The organism is Winogradskyella sp. 4-2091 (genome assembly GCF_045765065.1).
Lineage (GTDB): Bacteria > Bacteroidota > Bacteroidia > Flavobacteriales > Flavobacteriaceae > Winogradskyella.
The window spans coordinates 31029-46822 of record NZ_JBJKOD010000012.1 but is presented as its reverse complement, the minus strand read 5'-3'; the positions used below and the strand labels follow the sequence as shown (position 1 = coordinate 46822).

Sequence of the window (15794 nt, the reverse complement as noted above, 5' to 3'; positions counted from 1 at the left end):
ACATTCTATCTGTTAACCTTTAAAAAACGGTAATTTAACAACCGTTGCAGGAATAGCTTTTTTACGGACTTGGATATGTATTTTGCTATCTACTTTAGAAAAGACTTTAGGCACATAACCCAAACCAATACCAATGCCTAAACTAGGACTCATGGTGCCAGAAGTTACAGTACCAATAGTTTTTCCACTACCATCTACAATATCGTAACCATGGCGAGGAATACCGCGTTCGTCTAATTTAAAAGCGACCAATTTACGTTCTGGTGTATGCTCTTTTTCAGCTTTTAAAGCCTCGCTATTTGTAAAGTCTTTATTAAATTTACAAACCCAACCTAAACCGGCTTCAATTGGCGACGTGGTGTCATCTATATCATTACCATACAAACAATAACCCATTTCTAAACGCAAGGTATCTCTTGCAGCTAAACCAATAGGTTTAATTCCGAAATCTGCACCAGCTTCTAATACTTTATCCCAAATTTGTTTTACTTCAGAATTTTTGCAATAAATTTCAAATCCACCACTTCCTGTGTAACCCGTTGCCGAAATAATAACATGCTCAATGCCTGCAAAATCGCCAACTATAAAGTTGTAGAATTTTATATCTGCTAAATCGTGGCTAGATAAAGACTGCATCGCTTCAATGGCTTTTGGTCCTTGAATGGCAAGTAAAGAATAGTCTTCGCTTAAATCTTTCATGTCAGCACCAACATCGTTTTTAGACGAAATCCAGTTCCAGTCTTTTTCAATATTGCTCGCGTTAACTACTAATAAATACGTTTCGTCTTTAATCTTGTAAATTATTAAATCATCCACAATGCCACCATCATCATTTGGTAAACAACTGTATTGTGCTTTTCCAACTTCTAATTTAGATGCGTCGTTACTCGATACTTTTTGTATTAAAGCTAAAGCATTTGGACCTTCAATTAAAAATTCGCCCATATGAGAGACATCAAAAACACCAACGGCTTTTCTAACCGTTTCATGTTCAGCGTTTACACCTTCATATTGAACTGGCATATTATAACCAGCAAAAGGAACCATTTTTGCACCAAGTGCTTGGTGTGTAGAAGATAATGCAGTGTCTTTCATAATAAATACAGATTTCTTAATTTTTCATTATTTGAAAGCAAAATTAAACAAATTTTTAAGCTTTAGTCTAAAAATCCATAATCCATTCGTCAATAGATTTATCGCTTGTGCCATGTAAAACGGAAATGTCGCCTGTAGACTCAAAAACGACAGCCTTAACCTCAGATAATTGTATCACATTGGCTTCTCTTAGCTTGGCTTTTATGTCAGATTCTGTCACTTTACATTTCTTTAAATTAGTTTCTAATAATTTACCATCCTTCATTAATAATGTTGGTTGGTTATCTACTATGTCTTGCACAAATTTTGTTCTTCTGGCTGCAGCCACTAACATCTGTATAGCATATATAATCGCCAACGCGCTAATGCCATATTGCAAGGACACTGATTTAGAAATTATAACGGTTGCCATTACGGAACCAATGGCTACTGTCATGGCAAAATCGAAACTCGACATTTTAGAAAAGCTTCGTTTACCGCTAATTCGTGTTAAAACGACCAAAGCCATATAGATGCCTATGGCAGTTAATATTATGGCTAGAAAACCATCTGTTGAAAATTTAAACCATTCTTTCATATTTAATTTTTTTAGTTCAACTCAATATGCTTTAAAATGGCAGGTTCACTTGACTCAAATGGTATTAAGATTACTCTGAATCATTCTTATAGGCTAAACAATTGAAATTTTCTGAAATGGGTTAAACCTTATAGCATTTGCAATACAACCTTCTTTAAATATTGAAGACCTTAGTGGAAATTAATAATTAAAATCATTTATTATGAAGACTATATATAAAGACGTTATTGAAGCTAATTTAGAATGTATTATAGATTGTAGAATCTGTTTTTCTGAAATGGCAGGCAAAGAAAGTTTTAACGATTGTCCTAAATGCTGTATTCAATGTGCAGATGCTTGCGAAATGTTAATAAAGGCAATGACCTCAGACAGTGCGTTTGTAAAACAATACGCTTTATTATGTGCCGAAATTTGCGAGTATTGTGCAGACCATTGTGGCGAGCACGAGCATGAACATTGTAAAACTTGTGCTGAAACGTGCAGAAAATGTGCAGAAGCATGTAGAAAAATCGCAGCGTAATAAAAACTTTAAAAACACATTATGGCTATATTAGGAAATATTATTAAAGGTGTCATTGAGCTGAAAGACACATTTACTTCTGAAATTATTCACGAAGAAGCACAAGAAAAAGTACTTAAGGAATTGCTTGAAAGGGCAAAACACACTCAATTTGGTACTCATTTTAATTTTGAAGCTATTCTCGAAAGCGAAAACCCTCAAAAATCATTTGCAGCGCAAGTACCTTATTACGATTACAATAAGATAAATGACGAATGGTGGCACAAACTTCACAATGGCGAAACTGATGTCACTTGGCCAGGAAATCCATCGTATTTTGCATTGAGTTCTGGTACAACTGGGAAAACTAGTAAACGAATTCCGGTTACGGATGATATGATTGAAGCCATAAGAGGCTCAGGAATTAAACAGGTGTTTGCACTAAATAATTTTGACCTTCCTGCAGATTTCTTTGAAAAGGAAATTATGATGCTTGGCAGTTCTACCGATTTAATTGAAAAAGACGACCATCAAGAAGGCGAAATTAGCGGTATTAGCGCAAGTAATATTCCGTCGTGGTTTAGAGGATATTATAAACCTGGCGAAGAAATTTCGCAAATTGATGATTGGGACGACCGTGTGCAACGTATTGCAGAGCGTGCTAAAGATTGGGATATTGGTGCTTTAAGTGGTATTCCGTCTTGGATAGAATTAATGCTTCAAAAAGTAATTGAATATCACAACTTAAACCACATTCACGAGATTTGGCCAAACCTGCAAGTCTATACTTCTGGTGGTGTTGCTTTTGCACCTTACGAGAAAAGTTTTAAAGCGTTATTAGGAAAACCAGTGACCGTTATTGATACTTATTTAGCATCTGAAGGGTACATTGCCACACAAGTACGACCAGAAACTGATGCCATGCAATTGAATACAGATAATGGTATTTATTTTGAATTTGTACCTTTTAAACCAGAATACATTAATCAAGATGGTTCGTTAACTAACGAAGCACCTGCTTTAACTTTGAGAGAGGTTGAAACTGACCAAGATTATGTGCTTATCATCAGTACAGTAAGTGGTGCTTGGCGTTATTTAATTGGAGATACTATAGAATTTACAGATGTTAAACGTGCCGAAATTAAGATTACAGGTCGAACAAAATTCTTTCTAAACACTGTTGGTTCCCAATTATCAGTGAATAAGATGGATGCAGCGATGCGCGAATTGGAAGAAAAATTTGATACCACCATTTCAGAATACACCATTTGTGCGAAACGAGGCGATGATGATGAGTTTTATCATTATTGGTATTTAGGTTCGGATGTAGAAGGTGTTGATAATTCTGAAATTGCCAAGGCTTTAGATGAAAGTTTAAAAAACGCAAACAAAAATTATAAGGTAGCACGAAGTAAAGCCTTACATGGCGTCAAAGTGAAAGTCATTTCGCCAGAACGATTCTATGATTGGAATGAAAGAAACAAGAAAAAAGGTGGACAAGTAAAAATGGAACGCGTTATGGGCGAAGAGAAGTTTGCAGATTGGGAAGCGTTTATTAAAGAATCTTAATAGATTCCTTCTCAATAAGACATTAAAAAAGCTATTATGAAAGTAATAGCTTTTTGTTTTTAAATTTTAAATGGTTGTGATTTATCAATCTTTAATTAATGTTTGTTCTGCATCTCTATGTGCTACTAATTCCATAATTTCTTCAGGCGATAGGTAATATTTTATAATTCTATCTTTATACGATTGCGTAATGTCAGCGTGGTTTAAAATGAAGTCTTTCGTTTTTAAAATATAGTCTTCCATACCTTGTGCAACGGCAAAACTATCAGCACAACGTTCGGCTTCGATAATAGAATTTTCAGAAAACAAATATTTAATTCCAAACCAAATAAGATTCCCTTTAGTTCTATCTTGGTAGTCCATAATATGACCCAATTCGTGTCCTATCCAACCAATAAAAATATCGTCTGGTATGTGTCTGGTTAAAAATTCTTTATCGGCTATTTTAAATGTCTCACTGATAAGAATAACGTAATTTCTGTTCTTTTTAGATTTAAAAAAGCTGCCAAATGTTGGTCGTGCTTGCATTGTCGATTTTTTAATATTCTTTTTAAATCTAAATTCTATATTAATATTGTCTAATTGCGGATAATAGGCTAGAGCCGTTTCTACGTTCGTTCTAATGTCTTCAGGTATTTTGTGCTGTGCACTCATATATTGTTTACTTAGTATTACTATTATAATCATGAATGTTTTAATAATACTTCAATGTAAGGATTGCTGTTTTTTCTGATTAAAGGTTATCGTAGAAATCTTAACGCATTTCATAGGATTAAGACACAATCACAGTTAATTTTATTTTACTACAAATTGTAGTAGTTTGTGGCTTTTATATGTAGTATTTTTGTGATTCAAAAAATTTTAAAGAAAAAGGAGGAAAAAGAATTGTCTTTTCAACGTACCCAAGAAAAATTAAAAATACTCGCAGATGCCGCAAAATATGATGTATCGTGCTCATCTAGCGGAAGTAAACGCGCCAACACCAATAAAGGTTTAGGCGATGCCACAGGCATGGGCATTTGTCATTCGTATACCGAAGATGGTCGATGTGTATCGTTACTCAAAATATTATTAACCAATTATTGCATTTTTGATTGCGCGTATTGCGTCACTCGAAAAAGTAATGATATTAAACGTGCTGCTTTCAAAGTGCAAGAAGTGGTGGATTTAACTATTAATTTCTATCGCAGAAATTATATCGAAGGCTTATTTCTCAGTTCTGGCATTTTTAAAAGTGCAGATTATACCATGGAACGCTTAGTTGCTGTGGCAAAGAAACTGCGTTTGGAAGAAAACTTCAACGGATACATTCATTTAAAATCCATTCCTGGTGCTTCAGATGAATTAATGCGCGAAGCAGGATTATACGCAGACCGATTGAGTGTGAATATTGAAATCCCTACCGAAGCTGGACTCAAAAAATTAGCACCAGATAAAAATCGTGAAGATTTTATAAAGCCGATGGTTAAGGTTAAAAATGAAATTATTCAGTATAAAGCCGAAAAGAAGATTATTAAAACCACACCAAAATTTGCACCAGCAGGTCAAAGCACGCAAATGATAATTGGTGCGAGTGGCGAAAATGATTTTCAGATTATGCAGACCTCAAATCATTTTTATAAAAATTATAATTTAAAACGTGTTTACTATTCGGGTTACGTGCCCATAAGTTATGATAATCGTTTGCCACAAATAGGAAGTGCTGTGCCAATGCTTCGCGAAAATAGATTGTACCAAACCGATTGGCTCATGCGCTTCTATGGTTTTGATGTCAGTGAAATTTTAAATCAACAACATCAAAATTTAGATTTAGATGTAGACCCAAAACTGAGTTGGGCACTACGAAATTTACATGAATTTCCTGTGGATGTGAATACTGCAGATAAGCGTATGCTCGCTAGAATTCCTGGTTTAGGTATGAAATCTGTTTACAAGATTTTAAATGCCAGACGCTTTAGACGATTAAATTGGGAGCACCTTAAAAAGATAGGTGTTGCTTTAAATAGAGCCCAATATTTTATGGTGTGTGATAGCAATCAGTTTGAAAAACGCGATTTAACACCCGAAAAAATAAAAGGTTTAATTCTTCAGAATTCAAATAGTAAGTATCAAAAAACATTAAGTAATCAATTAAGTTTATTTAGTTAGATGATAGCGAAGAATTTAATTTACGATGGCACTTTTGATGGTTTTCTGTCTGCCGTTTTCTATGTTTTTGAGCATAAATTGAAACAGGTTTGTATTCAAAATGAATTTACAATGCAACAAGGGTTGTTCTCAGATAATGAAACTATTGTTACGGAAGAAGCAAAGGCCAATCGGGTCTGGAAAGGCGTAAAATCTAAATTATCTTCTAAAGGTAGTTATCAATTGTACTATGCATTTTTAAGTGAGCAAATAGGAGTAGAGGATATTTTATTGGATTATATGCGGTATGCATTTGAGAAAAAATCGAATGCAGATAAAGATTACTCGCATCCATCCGTTTTAAAAATTGCACAACTCGCTAAATCCGTTGGACGCGAAAAGCACAGAATGGAAGCCTTTGTGCGCTTCAAATTAACCAAAGACGACATTTATTTTGCGAGTATTGAACCCGATTTTAATGTGTTGCCACTCATTGAAAAACATTTTAAAAGACGTTATGCGGACCAAAAATGGGTAATTTATGATATAAAACGAGCTTATGGTTTGTTCTATGATTTAGACCATGTAGAAATTATAAACATGGATTTTCCTGCTGGATTTGATTTTACAAAAACAGAATCCGAATTTTTTGCCACGCAAGAATTTGAATTTCAGAAATTATGGCAAGACTACTTTAAAGCTACGAATATTGAATCGCGTAAAAACATGAAACTTCATATTAGGCACGTCCCAAAACGTTATTGGAAATATTTAAGCGAGAAACAACCCAATTAAACTATAATTTGTTGACGTAAGCTGATGCCCAATTTTCAATGCGTGGACCAAAACACTCTAAAATAGCATCAACACCAATAACACTGCCTTTGGCTAAGCGACCTAAAACCGCAATAGGAATATCACGTTTACCGTCTGCTGTAATAACGTAAGCATCATCAGAGGTTTCAATACCTAATTTTGAATGCATAGGTTGAATTAAATCATCTTTCAGTAGGTTTTTTACTAAAGGCGAAGTAATGTCTAATAATTTTGGTGCATCCAAAACACTGTTAATCATTGTAGAACATGTAACGGTTTTGTTGTCTTCATTTTCTAATTGCCAACCATCATTAATCATATTAATAGTTGGGTCTTTTAAAAACTCTAAACTTAAAACTTCAGCATCAACTAAGGCTAACATTTGCTGCATACTTTCAATTGGTGGACCATAGGAATACCGTTTACTACGTTCATCTAATGCGATAACATCTTCAATAATTTCGTTATCTAATTGTGCATAAGAAAAGGCTTTGTACAAGGTAGGTTGGCAATGGCGCCAAACTTGACCGACGCAAAAATCGAGTGAAATAGGTTCAGTTCCTAAAGCCATATTCACATAGGATTCAATTAAATCATATGCCGCGATTGTTTCGTCTTGAAGTAATTCATGTTTAAAATCGGCATCTTTTAAGCAATTAGAAATGATGCTTTCTAATTCTTCATTACTGAAACTGTGATTGAATGCGTTTTGATTTAAATCGTTATAAATACGTGATGCAATCTTAGAAATAGGATTTATTATAAAACTAATATCAGTTGCTGTTTCGTCGGTTTGTGTAATCGCTTCTATTTCTGATTTAAAAAACTCTAATTCACTTTTGGTTGGTTTATACCAATTATCAATATTTTCACTCAACGGTTTTGGTGCTAATGGCAAGCCATCTAAAGAAAACGGAATAAGTTTTAAGTGCTGTGTTTTCGTTTTATAATAAACCGTTTTAAAGGTTGAATTATCGACCACTTTAAAATTTCCGTAGTTGTTAATAACGAGATAACGCATTATATCTACCATGGCTAACCCAAAGCCTCTAATCCCAATAGTAATGTTTTCGGTATTTCTGGTGCTTTCTAACTGAGTAACAGGATATGCATCTGCAAACACCTGCAAATTAGAATTATTTTCAGTATGCTGTTGCCAAGCTTTTATTTGGTCTGATGTTTTTGTGGTTTGATGACCAATAGTGAGAAGGACATCATCACATTGCCAAGATTCTGTTTCAGATTTCAGAATTAATTTATCATTACTATGAATTATGGATTGAATTTCAGCAGAAATATATTTTATAAGGTCTAAATTTTCGGTTTCGGATTTAATAGAATTAAAACGTTCGTTAAGGTATTTGCCTAATTTTTTTCTAGGTGGAAATGTATCGTTTTCATGAGGTTCTAAAGCAAAATTACACCAATTATGATAGGATGGAAATGCTTCAATAGTTGCATTTTTAAAATGTTGTTTTGGTCTACACCTTAGGCCAGTAAGCGCGCGCTCTGTTATATTAATCCAGTTAGAATTAGGTTGTCCTTCATACCAAACATGGCCAGCACCTGGCTCTTTTGAGTTTTCAAAAACTAGTATTTCAATTTCCTTATCGTATTGAGATAATTCTGTAATTACATTCTCTAAAGCATAAAGACCTCTTGGACCAAGACCGATGATAGCAAGTTGTTTCATGAGGGAAAAGTTAATAAAAAAACCACCTAAAAAAGGTGGTTTCGATATTATTTATTCTTTTGGTTCTAAAACTGATATCTTAAACTCAAAGCAATGTCAAATCCTAAGTCGTCTTTGAGTACATCTCCAAAACTAATTTCTGGTCTAAAGTCTAAAGATATTAATAATGGAACATCAAAATTATATTCAATACCTACGTCTCCTGCAGCAAAAAGAAATGCGTCTCCTGCAGAACCTAAACCTCCACCAGCACCTGCGTACCAATTGATTCTATCTTCTATAGGCCAAACCCACTGGTATATACCTGCTAATTTAAATCCATCTTCATTGTAATAATCTCTCCAGCCTAAATCAACTTCTAATCTATTATTGTCTCCTAAAGCACGTTGGTATGTAATTTCTGTTCCAAAACCATTGCTATCTCCAATTCTTAGCCCTATGGCATTGTCTGCAATCTCTTGAGCTGATGCTATTGTGGTAAACCCTATAAAAATGGTACTTAATAAAAATAATTTCTTCATAATAATTCTACTTTTTAATTCTTAGTTTTAACAATTGTAAAATTGCTTTTCTTCATAACGCCAAAATTATGTGAAAATTGAAGGACGAGCTTTGATTTTATGACAATTTTATAACTTGAATCCGTCAATTATTAACGTATATGCTAAATGTAAACCTTGGGAAGCTTAAAAAGCTAAATTCTGATTTGGAAGGCGAATTACATTTTGATGATTTAATGCGAAAATTATACGCAACAGATGCCTCAGTTTATAGAAAATTGCCTTTGGCAGTTGCTTTGCCAAAGCATAAAAAGGATTTAAAATCTTTAATAAATTTTGCCAAGAATAATAACACGTCATTAATACCAAGAACAGCAGGAACTTCATTAGCAGGACAATGTGTAGGCGAAGGTATTGTGGTTGATGTTTCTAAATATTTTACGCGAATTTTAGATATTAATGAGTCTGAAAAAACAGTAACAGTTCAACCAGGTGTGGTAAGAGATGAGTTGAATAATTACCTCAAACCTTTCGGCTTATTTTTTGGGCCGAATACGTCAACCTCTAATCGTTGTATGATTGGCGGAATGGTTGGAAATAATTCGTCTGGAACCACATCTATTCAATATGGTGTAACAAGAGATAAAGTGATTCGCCTTAAAACCATTTTGAGCGATGGAAGTGAAGTGGAGTTTTCAGATTTGACACCTGAAGAATTTCATCAAAAAACCAAATTAAACACGCTTGAAGGTCATATTTATAAAACCATTTATGACACTTTACAGCCAGAAGCTATTCAAAAGCAGATAAAAGATAATTTCCCTAAACCAACGATTCACAGAAGAAACACAGGTTATGCCATTGATGAGTTAATTAAGTCTGATGTGTTTTTAAGTTCAAGTTTAGGTTTTAACATGTGTAATTTGTTAGCAGGAAGCGAAGGTACGCTTGCGTTTACCACTGAAATTACGTTGCAATTAGATGATTTGCCACCTACTGAAAACGCTATGGTAGCATTACATTTTAATAGTATTGAACGCTGTATGAAGTCTGTTTCTCATGTGATGAAACACAATTTGCATGCGTGTGAAATGATGGATGATTCTATTTTGAATCTGACAAAGCACAATAAAACGCAACAACAAAACAGAACGTTTATAGAAGGAAATCCTGTTGCAATTTTAATGTGTGAGTTAAGTGCGCATTCGTCTAAGTTACTTGAACTTGAAATAGATGCATTTTTGCAAACCGTATCGCATTTAAATCTGAGTTACGCGCAACCTGTTTTAAGAGGAGCAGATATCAATAAGGCTTTTGAATTACGGAAAGCAGGTTTAGGTTTACTAGGTAACATTATTGGCGATAAAAAGGCTGTGGCTTGTATTGAAGATACAGCTGTAGCGCTTGAAGATTTGGAAGATTATATTTCAGAGTTTACAGCGCTAATGACAACTTTTAATCAAAACGCTGTTTATTATGCACATGCTGGTGCAGGCGAGTTGCATTTAAGACCTATTTTAGATTTAAAACAAAAGGAAGACGTTCAGCTTTTTAGGGAAATTACAACTGCTGTAGCTCAACTTGTAAAGAAATACAACGGTTCTATGTCTGGCGAACATGGTGATGGTATTGTGAGAGCAGAATTTATTCCGTTGATGATTGGTACTGCGAATTATGAAATTTTAAAACAAATTAAATCTGTATTCGATCCTCAGAACATTTTTAATCCTCATAAAATTGTGGATGCTTATGCCATGGATGAGAATTTGCGTTACGAGCCTAATAGAGAAGAACGTCAAATTGAAACCCTATTAGATTTCTCAAGTTCTGAAGGTATTTTGCGTGAAGCAGAAAAATGTAATGGTTCTGGCGACTGTAGAAAATTACCTGAGTTTGGTGGAACTATGTGTCCGAGTTATAGAGCTACAAAAGATGAAAAAGATACCACACGAGCACGAGCAAATGCGTTACGAGAGTTTTTAACGAATTCAGAGAAAGCGAATAAGTTTAATCATGAAGAATTAAAGGATGTTTTCGATTTATGTTTAAGTTGTAAAGCATGCTCAAGCGAGTGTCCAAGTAGTGTAAATGTGGCGGCTTTAAAAGCGGAGTTTCAATACCAATATCAGCAAGCAAATGGTGTGCCTTTTAGAACAAAATTGTTTGCTTATAATAACAAAATTAATGGGTATGCGAGTAGAGTTCCTAAGCTAACAAATTTTATGTTTTCTAACGGATTTACAAGTTCGATTATAAAATCTGTTGGCGGAATTGCGAAAGAACGTAGTTTACCTTTGATTTCAAATAATAGTTTATATAAAGAGTTTGAATTGTCTAAAAATAAAATAGTTAAAGAAAATTACATCAAAGAAGTGTTTCTTTTTAATGATGAATTCACAAATCATTTAGATACCGAAATAGGTGTCGATGCTATTGAACTTTTAAATCGTTTAAATTATAAAGTTTCTATGATTTCTAATGCTGAATCTGGCAGAGCAATGCTCTCTAAAGGATTGGTTGCAGAAGCTAAAAAAATGGCGATTGAAAACGTTTCAAAATTCAAAAATTTAATAACTGAAGACACACCCTTAATTGGTATTGAACCGTCTGCCATCTTATCATTTAAAGATGAATATTTAAGATTGGTAGATGATAAAGATTCGGCACAATCTATTGCAAATAACACCTTACTAATTGAGGAATTTATTCAACAAGAAATTGAATTAGGAAATATAAAAACTGAACAATTTACTAAAGAATCAAAAGCCATTAAATTTCATGGTCATTGTCATCAAAAGGCTTTAGCAAATCAAAAATCGAGCTTTGATGTTTTGAATATACCAGAAAACTATAACGTTACTATTATACCGAGTGGTTGTTGCGGAATGGCAGGAAGTTTTGGTTATGAAAAAGAACATTATGAAGTGAGCATGCAAATTGGAGAACAAACCTTATTTCCTGTTGTGCGTAAAACATCAAAAGACACGTGTATTTCGGCAAACGGAACCAGTTGTAGACATCAAATTAAGGATGGAACAGGTCGTGTTGCAAAACATCCAATTTCAATATTAAAAGACGCTTTACTTTAGTTTGTCTTTGTCCTTATTTTTATCTTTGTTTTTTTTAGATTTTGGCTGTTCAACGATAGTGATTGCAGCAATTAGCTCTTTAAAATCCATGTCCTTTAGATCTTCATCTGTGTAGAAGGCAGACAATTTATCTTGATTGTAGTTATATACCTTCCAACGTTTAAACTGATATTCTAAGGCGGTAAAATTTTCTACCCAATCTCCAGAATTTAAATAAGTGGTTTTACCATGTTTGTTTCCAACCGAAAGCATTTTCGGTTGATGAATATGACCACAAATTACATAATCATAGCCGTTTTCAATTGCTAAATCTGTAGCGACTTTTTCAAAATCGTTAATATACTTCACAGCGCCTTTAACGCTATTCTTAATTTTCTTAGATAGGGAATACCGTTCTTTTCCTATTTTATCTAACCACCAATTTACAAATCTGTTTATTAGTATCAATAAATCATAACCATAGCCACCTAATTTAGCAAGCCATTTGGCATTCTGAATTGAAATGTCAAAGACATCACCATGAAAAAACCATGCTCTCTTGTCGTCTAGTTCTAAAACCAATTTGTTTACAATTGAAATATTGCCAATTTCGGTATCTGTAAACTTTCTCAGCATTTCATCATGATTACCAGTTATGTAAATAACTTCGGTTCCGTTTGCAGCGAAATCCATTATTTTTTTGATTACCGATAAATGCGATTTTGGGAAATAACGTTTCTTAAATTGCCAAATATCAACGATATCGCCATTAAGAATCAATTTTTTAGGATCAATACTGTTTAAGTAAGTTAATAACTGTTTAGCATGACAACCGTATGTGCCAAGGTGTACGTCAGATATAACAGCAATTTCTACTTTTCTTTTAATTTTCACATTATTGAATCTTAGTATGGCAAAGAACTTCAATATTTATAATTTTCGTGTTAACTCATAATTATTTAATTATGAGTTAATTGTTATTAAAAAATGAACTAAATGTTAAGTGAATTGAATCTAGTTTTTTAATCATTATTACAGGAAAATTAGAAAGCTATTTTCGTTTTAATAATATAACAATTACATTAGCGTAAAATAAGTTGCAATGGCAGGAAATACGATCGGAAAATTATTTAAACTTACAACATTTGGTGAGTCTCATGGAAAGGCAATTGGAGGCATTATTGATGGCTGTCCTGCAGGAATAGAACTCGATTTTGAAGCTATTCAGAATGAATTAAATCGAAGAAAACCAGGACAATCTAAAATTGTTACGCAGCGAAAAGAACCAGATACAGTAGAGTATTATTCTGGTGTTTTTGAAGGTGTCACTACAGGAACGCCAATTGGTTTCGTAATTCATAATACCAACCAAAAATCTAAGGATTACGGTCATATAAAAGATGTTTATCGTCCTAGCCACGCAGATTATACGTATGATAAAAAATATGGTGTACGCGATTATAGAGGAGGAGGCCGTAGTTCTGCACGCGAAACAGCCTCTAGAGTTGTAGCAGGTGCTATTGCAAAACAATTTTTACCAAAAATTGAAATTAACGCTTTTACGTCTTCAGTAGGCGATATTTTTATAGATAAACCTTATCAAGATTTAGATTTTAGTAAAATAGAATCTAATATTATTCGCTGTCCTGATGAAGCTACTGCAGAAAAAATGATTTCTAAAGTAGAACAAATTAAAAAGCAAGGCGATACTATTGGTGGTACAATAACATGTGTTATTAAAAATGTACCTGTTGGTTTAGGAGAACCTGTTTTTGATAAACTACATGCCGAGTTAGGAAAAGCTATGTTATCTATAAATGCTGTAAAAGGCTTTGAATATGGAAGTGGTTTTTGTGGTGCTAAAATGAAGGGAAGCGAGCATAATGATTTGTTTAACGAAGATGGATCTACAAAAACTAATTTGTCTGGAGGAGTTCAAGGAGGAATTTCTAATGGAATGGATATCTATTTTAGAGTTGCCTTTAAACCAGTCGCAACGGTTATACAAAAACAAGATGCTTTAAACAGTGCTGGCGAGATTGTAGAAATGCAAGGAAAAGGAAGACACGATCCTTGTGTTGTGCCGAGAGCAGTTCCTATTGTAGAAGCCATGGCTGCTTTAGTTTTAGCAGATTATTTATTGCTAGATAGAGTAACACGTCTGTAATTTCTAATTATTTGAGTTTAGAAGAGGAAAATAAAAAGAAGCGTAAAGAAATTCCATTAACCACGGAAGAATGGCTAACTTTTTTCTTTTTTCCATTTCAAAGTAAGGGTGGTTTTATGAATACCCATGATTTAAATAAAATGGAAAATGAAAGGTTTGAAAAGTATGGTTTTGATAAAAAAATTGAACAAGCTTCTCAGGTAAGAATATTGGGTATATTTTTCTATGTTGTAACTATGTTTTCATTATATCTATTATAAATGGATAAAGATCGTTTAGTACGGAATCAAACAATATCGCACCAATTTTGAATAAGAATTAAATTAAAAGCATGAAAAAACTAGCATTACACTGGAAGATAATTATTGGAATGGTTCTCGGAATCATCTTTGGATTTGTTATGAATTCAATGAGTGGTCAACAATTTGTAACAGATTGGATTGCGCCTTTTGGTAAGATATTTATCAATCTTCTAAAGTTAATTGCTGTTCCATTAATTCTAGCTTCATTAATAAAAGGAATTTCAGACTTAAAAGATATTTCTAAAATAAAAAGCATGGGATTGCGTACCATAGCGATTTATGTAGGTACAACATTAGTGGCTATTGTTATTGGTTTAACCATTGTAAATGTGGTAAAACCAGGAGCAGGAATGCCAGAGGCGACCATAGAAAAGATTAAGCTTAAATACGAAAATGATGCAGGTGTAACTGATAAATTAGCAAAAGCGAGTGCGCAGCAAGATGCAGGACCACTTCAAGCTTTAGTAGATATTTTTCCAAGTAATATTTTTCAGGCTATGGGAGAAGCTAAAATGCTCCAAGTGATATGTTTTGCTTTGTTAGTTGGAATCTCTTTATTATTAATAGGAGAGAAGAAAGCCAAGCCATTAATTGATTTCTTTGACTCTCTCAATGAAGTCATTATGAAAATGGTAGATTTAATAATGCTCTTTGCACCTTATGCCGTTTTTGCTCTAATGGCGAATGTTATTATAGCTTTTGATGATACCGAAATACTCCTTAAATTAGTACAATATGCGCTTTGCGTTGTCTTTGGTTTGGTATTAATGATTGGTTTCTATTTAATTTTAATAAAAACGATTACCAAAAAATCGCCAATGTGGTTTTTAAAGAATATGAGTCCTGCGCAATTATTAGCATTTTCAACAAGTTCTAGTGCTGCAACGTTGCCAGTAACTATGGAAAGAGTTGAAGAGCATCTTGGTGTAGATAAAGAAGTTTCTGGTTTTGTTTTGCCTGTTGGTGCAACCGTTAATATGGATGGTACAAGTTTATACCAAGGTATTGCTGCTGTATTTATTATGCAAGTGATTTGGCCAGAAGGGTTAACATTTACTAACCAAATTGTAATTATTTTAACAGCTTTACTTGCTTCTATAGGTAGTGCAGCTGTGCCAAGTGCAGGAATGGTAATGTTGGTTATTGTATTAGAATCTATTGGATTTCCGGCGGAATTATTGCCTATAGGATTAGCGCTAATATTTGCCGTAGATAGACCTTTAGATATGTGTAGAACCGTTGTAAATGTAACAGGAGATGCTACTGTTTCAATGATTGTTGCAAAATCTCAAGGTAAGCTGCATGATAATCCTAAACCAAAGGAATGGGATGATAATTACGACGCTGTAAAGTAGGTAACGAATTATTTGTAAGAATAATA

14 protein-coding genes are annotated in these 15794 nt (G+C 33.7%); 8 read left to right on the top strand and 6 right to left on the bottom strand.

Features of this window, described 5'->3' with window-relative positions:
• Window positions 1-12: 12 nt before the first annotated feature.
• Both gcvT and ACJBCC_RS14120 read right to left on the bottom strand, forming a co-directional pair.
• Window positions 13-1095, bottom strand: a complete 1083-nt coding sequence (gcvT, locus tag ACJBCC_RS14125; protein WP_407557552.1) for a glycine cleavage system aminomethyltransferase GcvT — start codon at window positions 1093-1095, stop codon at window positions 13-15.
• Between the two features lie 67 nt (window positions 1096-1162).
• Entirely contained in the window at window positions 1163-1672 is a 510-nt protein-coding gene (locus ACJBCC_RS14120; RefSeq protein ID WP_407557551.1) for a DUF421 domain-containing protein, read from the bottom strand.
• A gap of 202 nt (window positions 1673-1874) precedes the next feature.
• Between ACJBCC_RS14120 and ACJBCC_RS14115 the strand changes: the two genes are divergently transcribed.
• Window positions 1875-2192: a four-helix bundle copper-binding protein gene (locus ACJBCC_RS14115; RefSeq protein WP_407557550.1), complete on the top strand. Its 318-nt coding sequence runs from the start codon at window positions 1875-1877 to the stop codon at window positions 2190-2192.
• Between the two features lie 21 nt (window positions 2193-2213).
• Window positions 2214-3740 carry a GH3 auxin-responsive promoter family protein gene (locus ACJBCC_RS14110; protein WP_407557549.1) on the top strand — a complete coding sequence of 509 codons (1527 nt, stop codon included), beginning with the start codon at window positions 2214-2216 and terminating at the stop codon, window positions 3738-3740.
• An 84-nt stretch (window positions 3741-3824) separates the two neighbouring features.
• On the opposite strand, the gene ACJBCC_RS14105 is transcribed toward ACJBCC_RS14110, so the two are convergent.
• Window positions 3825-4394, bottom strand: coding sequence for a hypothetical protein (locus ACJBCC_RS14105; protein WP_407557548.1), 570 nt, complete (start codon window positions 4392-4394; stop codon window positions 3825-3827).
• A gap of 231 nt (window positions 4395-4625) precedes the next feature.
• On the opposite strand from ACJBCC_RS14105, the gene ACJBCC_RS14100 reads away from it, so the two are divergent.
• Together ACJBCC_RS14100 and ACJBCC_RS14095 are read left to right on the top strand one after the other, a co-directional pair.
• The gene (locus ACJBCC_RS14100) at window positions 4626-5888 is read left to right on the top strand and encodes a putative DNA modification/repair radical SAM protein (RefSeq protein WP_299100584.1); all 1263 of its coding nucleotides are present in this window, start codon (window positions 4626-4628) and stop codon (window positions 5886-5888) included.
• Complete coding sequence (locus ACJBCC_RS14095) at window positions 5889-6662, top strand: TIGR03915 family putative DNA repair protein (protein WP_407557547.1); 774 nt, start codon at window positions 5889-5891, stop codon at window positions 6660-6662.
• Window position 6663: 1 nt separating this feature from the next.
• On the opposite strand, the gene ACJBCC_RS14090 is transcribed toward ACJBCC_RS14095, so the two are convergent.
• On the bottom strand, window positions 6664-8376 hold the full coding sequence (locus ACJBCC_RS14090) for an FAD/NAD(P)-binding protein (protein WP_407557546.1): 1713 nt from the start codon (window positions 8374-8376) through the stop codon (window positions 6664-6666).
• 65 nt (window positions 8377-8441) lie between these two features.
• Window positions 8442-8897 carry a hypothetical protein gene (locus ACJBCC_RS14085; protein WP_299099819.1) on the bottom strand — a complete coding sequence of 152 codons (456 nt, stop codon included), beginning with the start codon at window positions 8895-8897 and terminating at the stop codon, window positions 8442-8444.
• A gap of 140 nt (window positions 8898-9037) precedes the next feature.
• Here ACJBCC_RS14085 and ACJBCC_RS14080 point away from each other — a divergent pair, with 140 nt between their 5' ends.
• A complete protein-coding gene (locus tag ACJBCC_RS14080) occupies window positions 9038-11965 on the top strand; it encodes an FAD-binding and (Fe-S)-binding domain-containing protein (RefSeq protein ID WP_407557545.1) in 2928 nt (975 codons plus the stop codon).
• Here ACJBCC_RS14080 and ACJBCC_RS14075 read toward each other — a convergent pair.
• Entirely contained in the window at window positions 11957-12838 is an 882-nt protein-coding gene (locus ACJBCC_RS14075) for a UDP-2,3-diacylglucosamine diphosphatase (RefSeq protein WP_299099823.1), read from the bottom strand. The two genes, ACJBCC_RS14080 and ACJBCC_RS14075, sit on opposite strands and share 9 nt — an antisense overlap.
• A gap of 208 nt (window positions 12839-13046) precedes the next feature.
• Between ACJBCC_RS14075 and aroC the strand changes: the two genes are divergently transcribed.
• From aroC to ACJBCC_RS14060, 3 genes are all read left to right on the top strand, one after another.
• Window positions 13047-14111 carry a chorismate synthase gene (gene aroC, locus ACJBCC_RS14070; protein WP_299099825.1) on the top strand — a complete coding sequence of 355 codons (1065 nt, stop codon included), beginning with the start codon at window positions 13047-13049 and terminating at the stop codon, window positions 14109-14111.
• Window positions 14112-14122: 11 nt separating this feature from the next.
• Complete coding sequence (locus ACJBCC_RS14065; RefSeq protein WP_407557544.1) at window positions 14123-14371, top strand: hypothetical protein; 249 nt, start codon at window positions 14123-14125, stop codon at window positions 14369-14371.
• Window positions 14372-14442: 71 nt separating this feature from the next.
• Window positions 14443-15768: a dicarboxylate/amino acid:cation symporter gene (locus ACJBCC_RS14060; protein WP_407557543.1), complete on the top strand. Its 1326-nt coding sequence runs from the start codon at window positions 14443-14445 to the stop codon at window positions 15766-15768.
• Window positions 15769-15794: the final 26 nt, after the last annotated feature.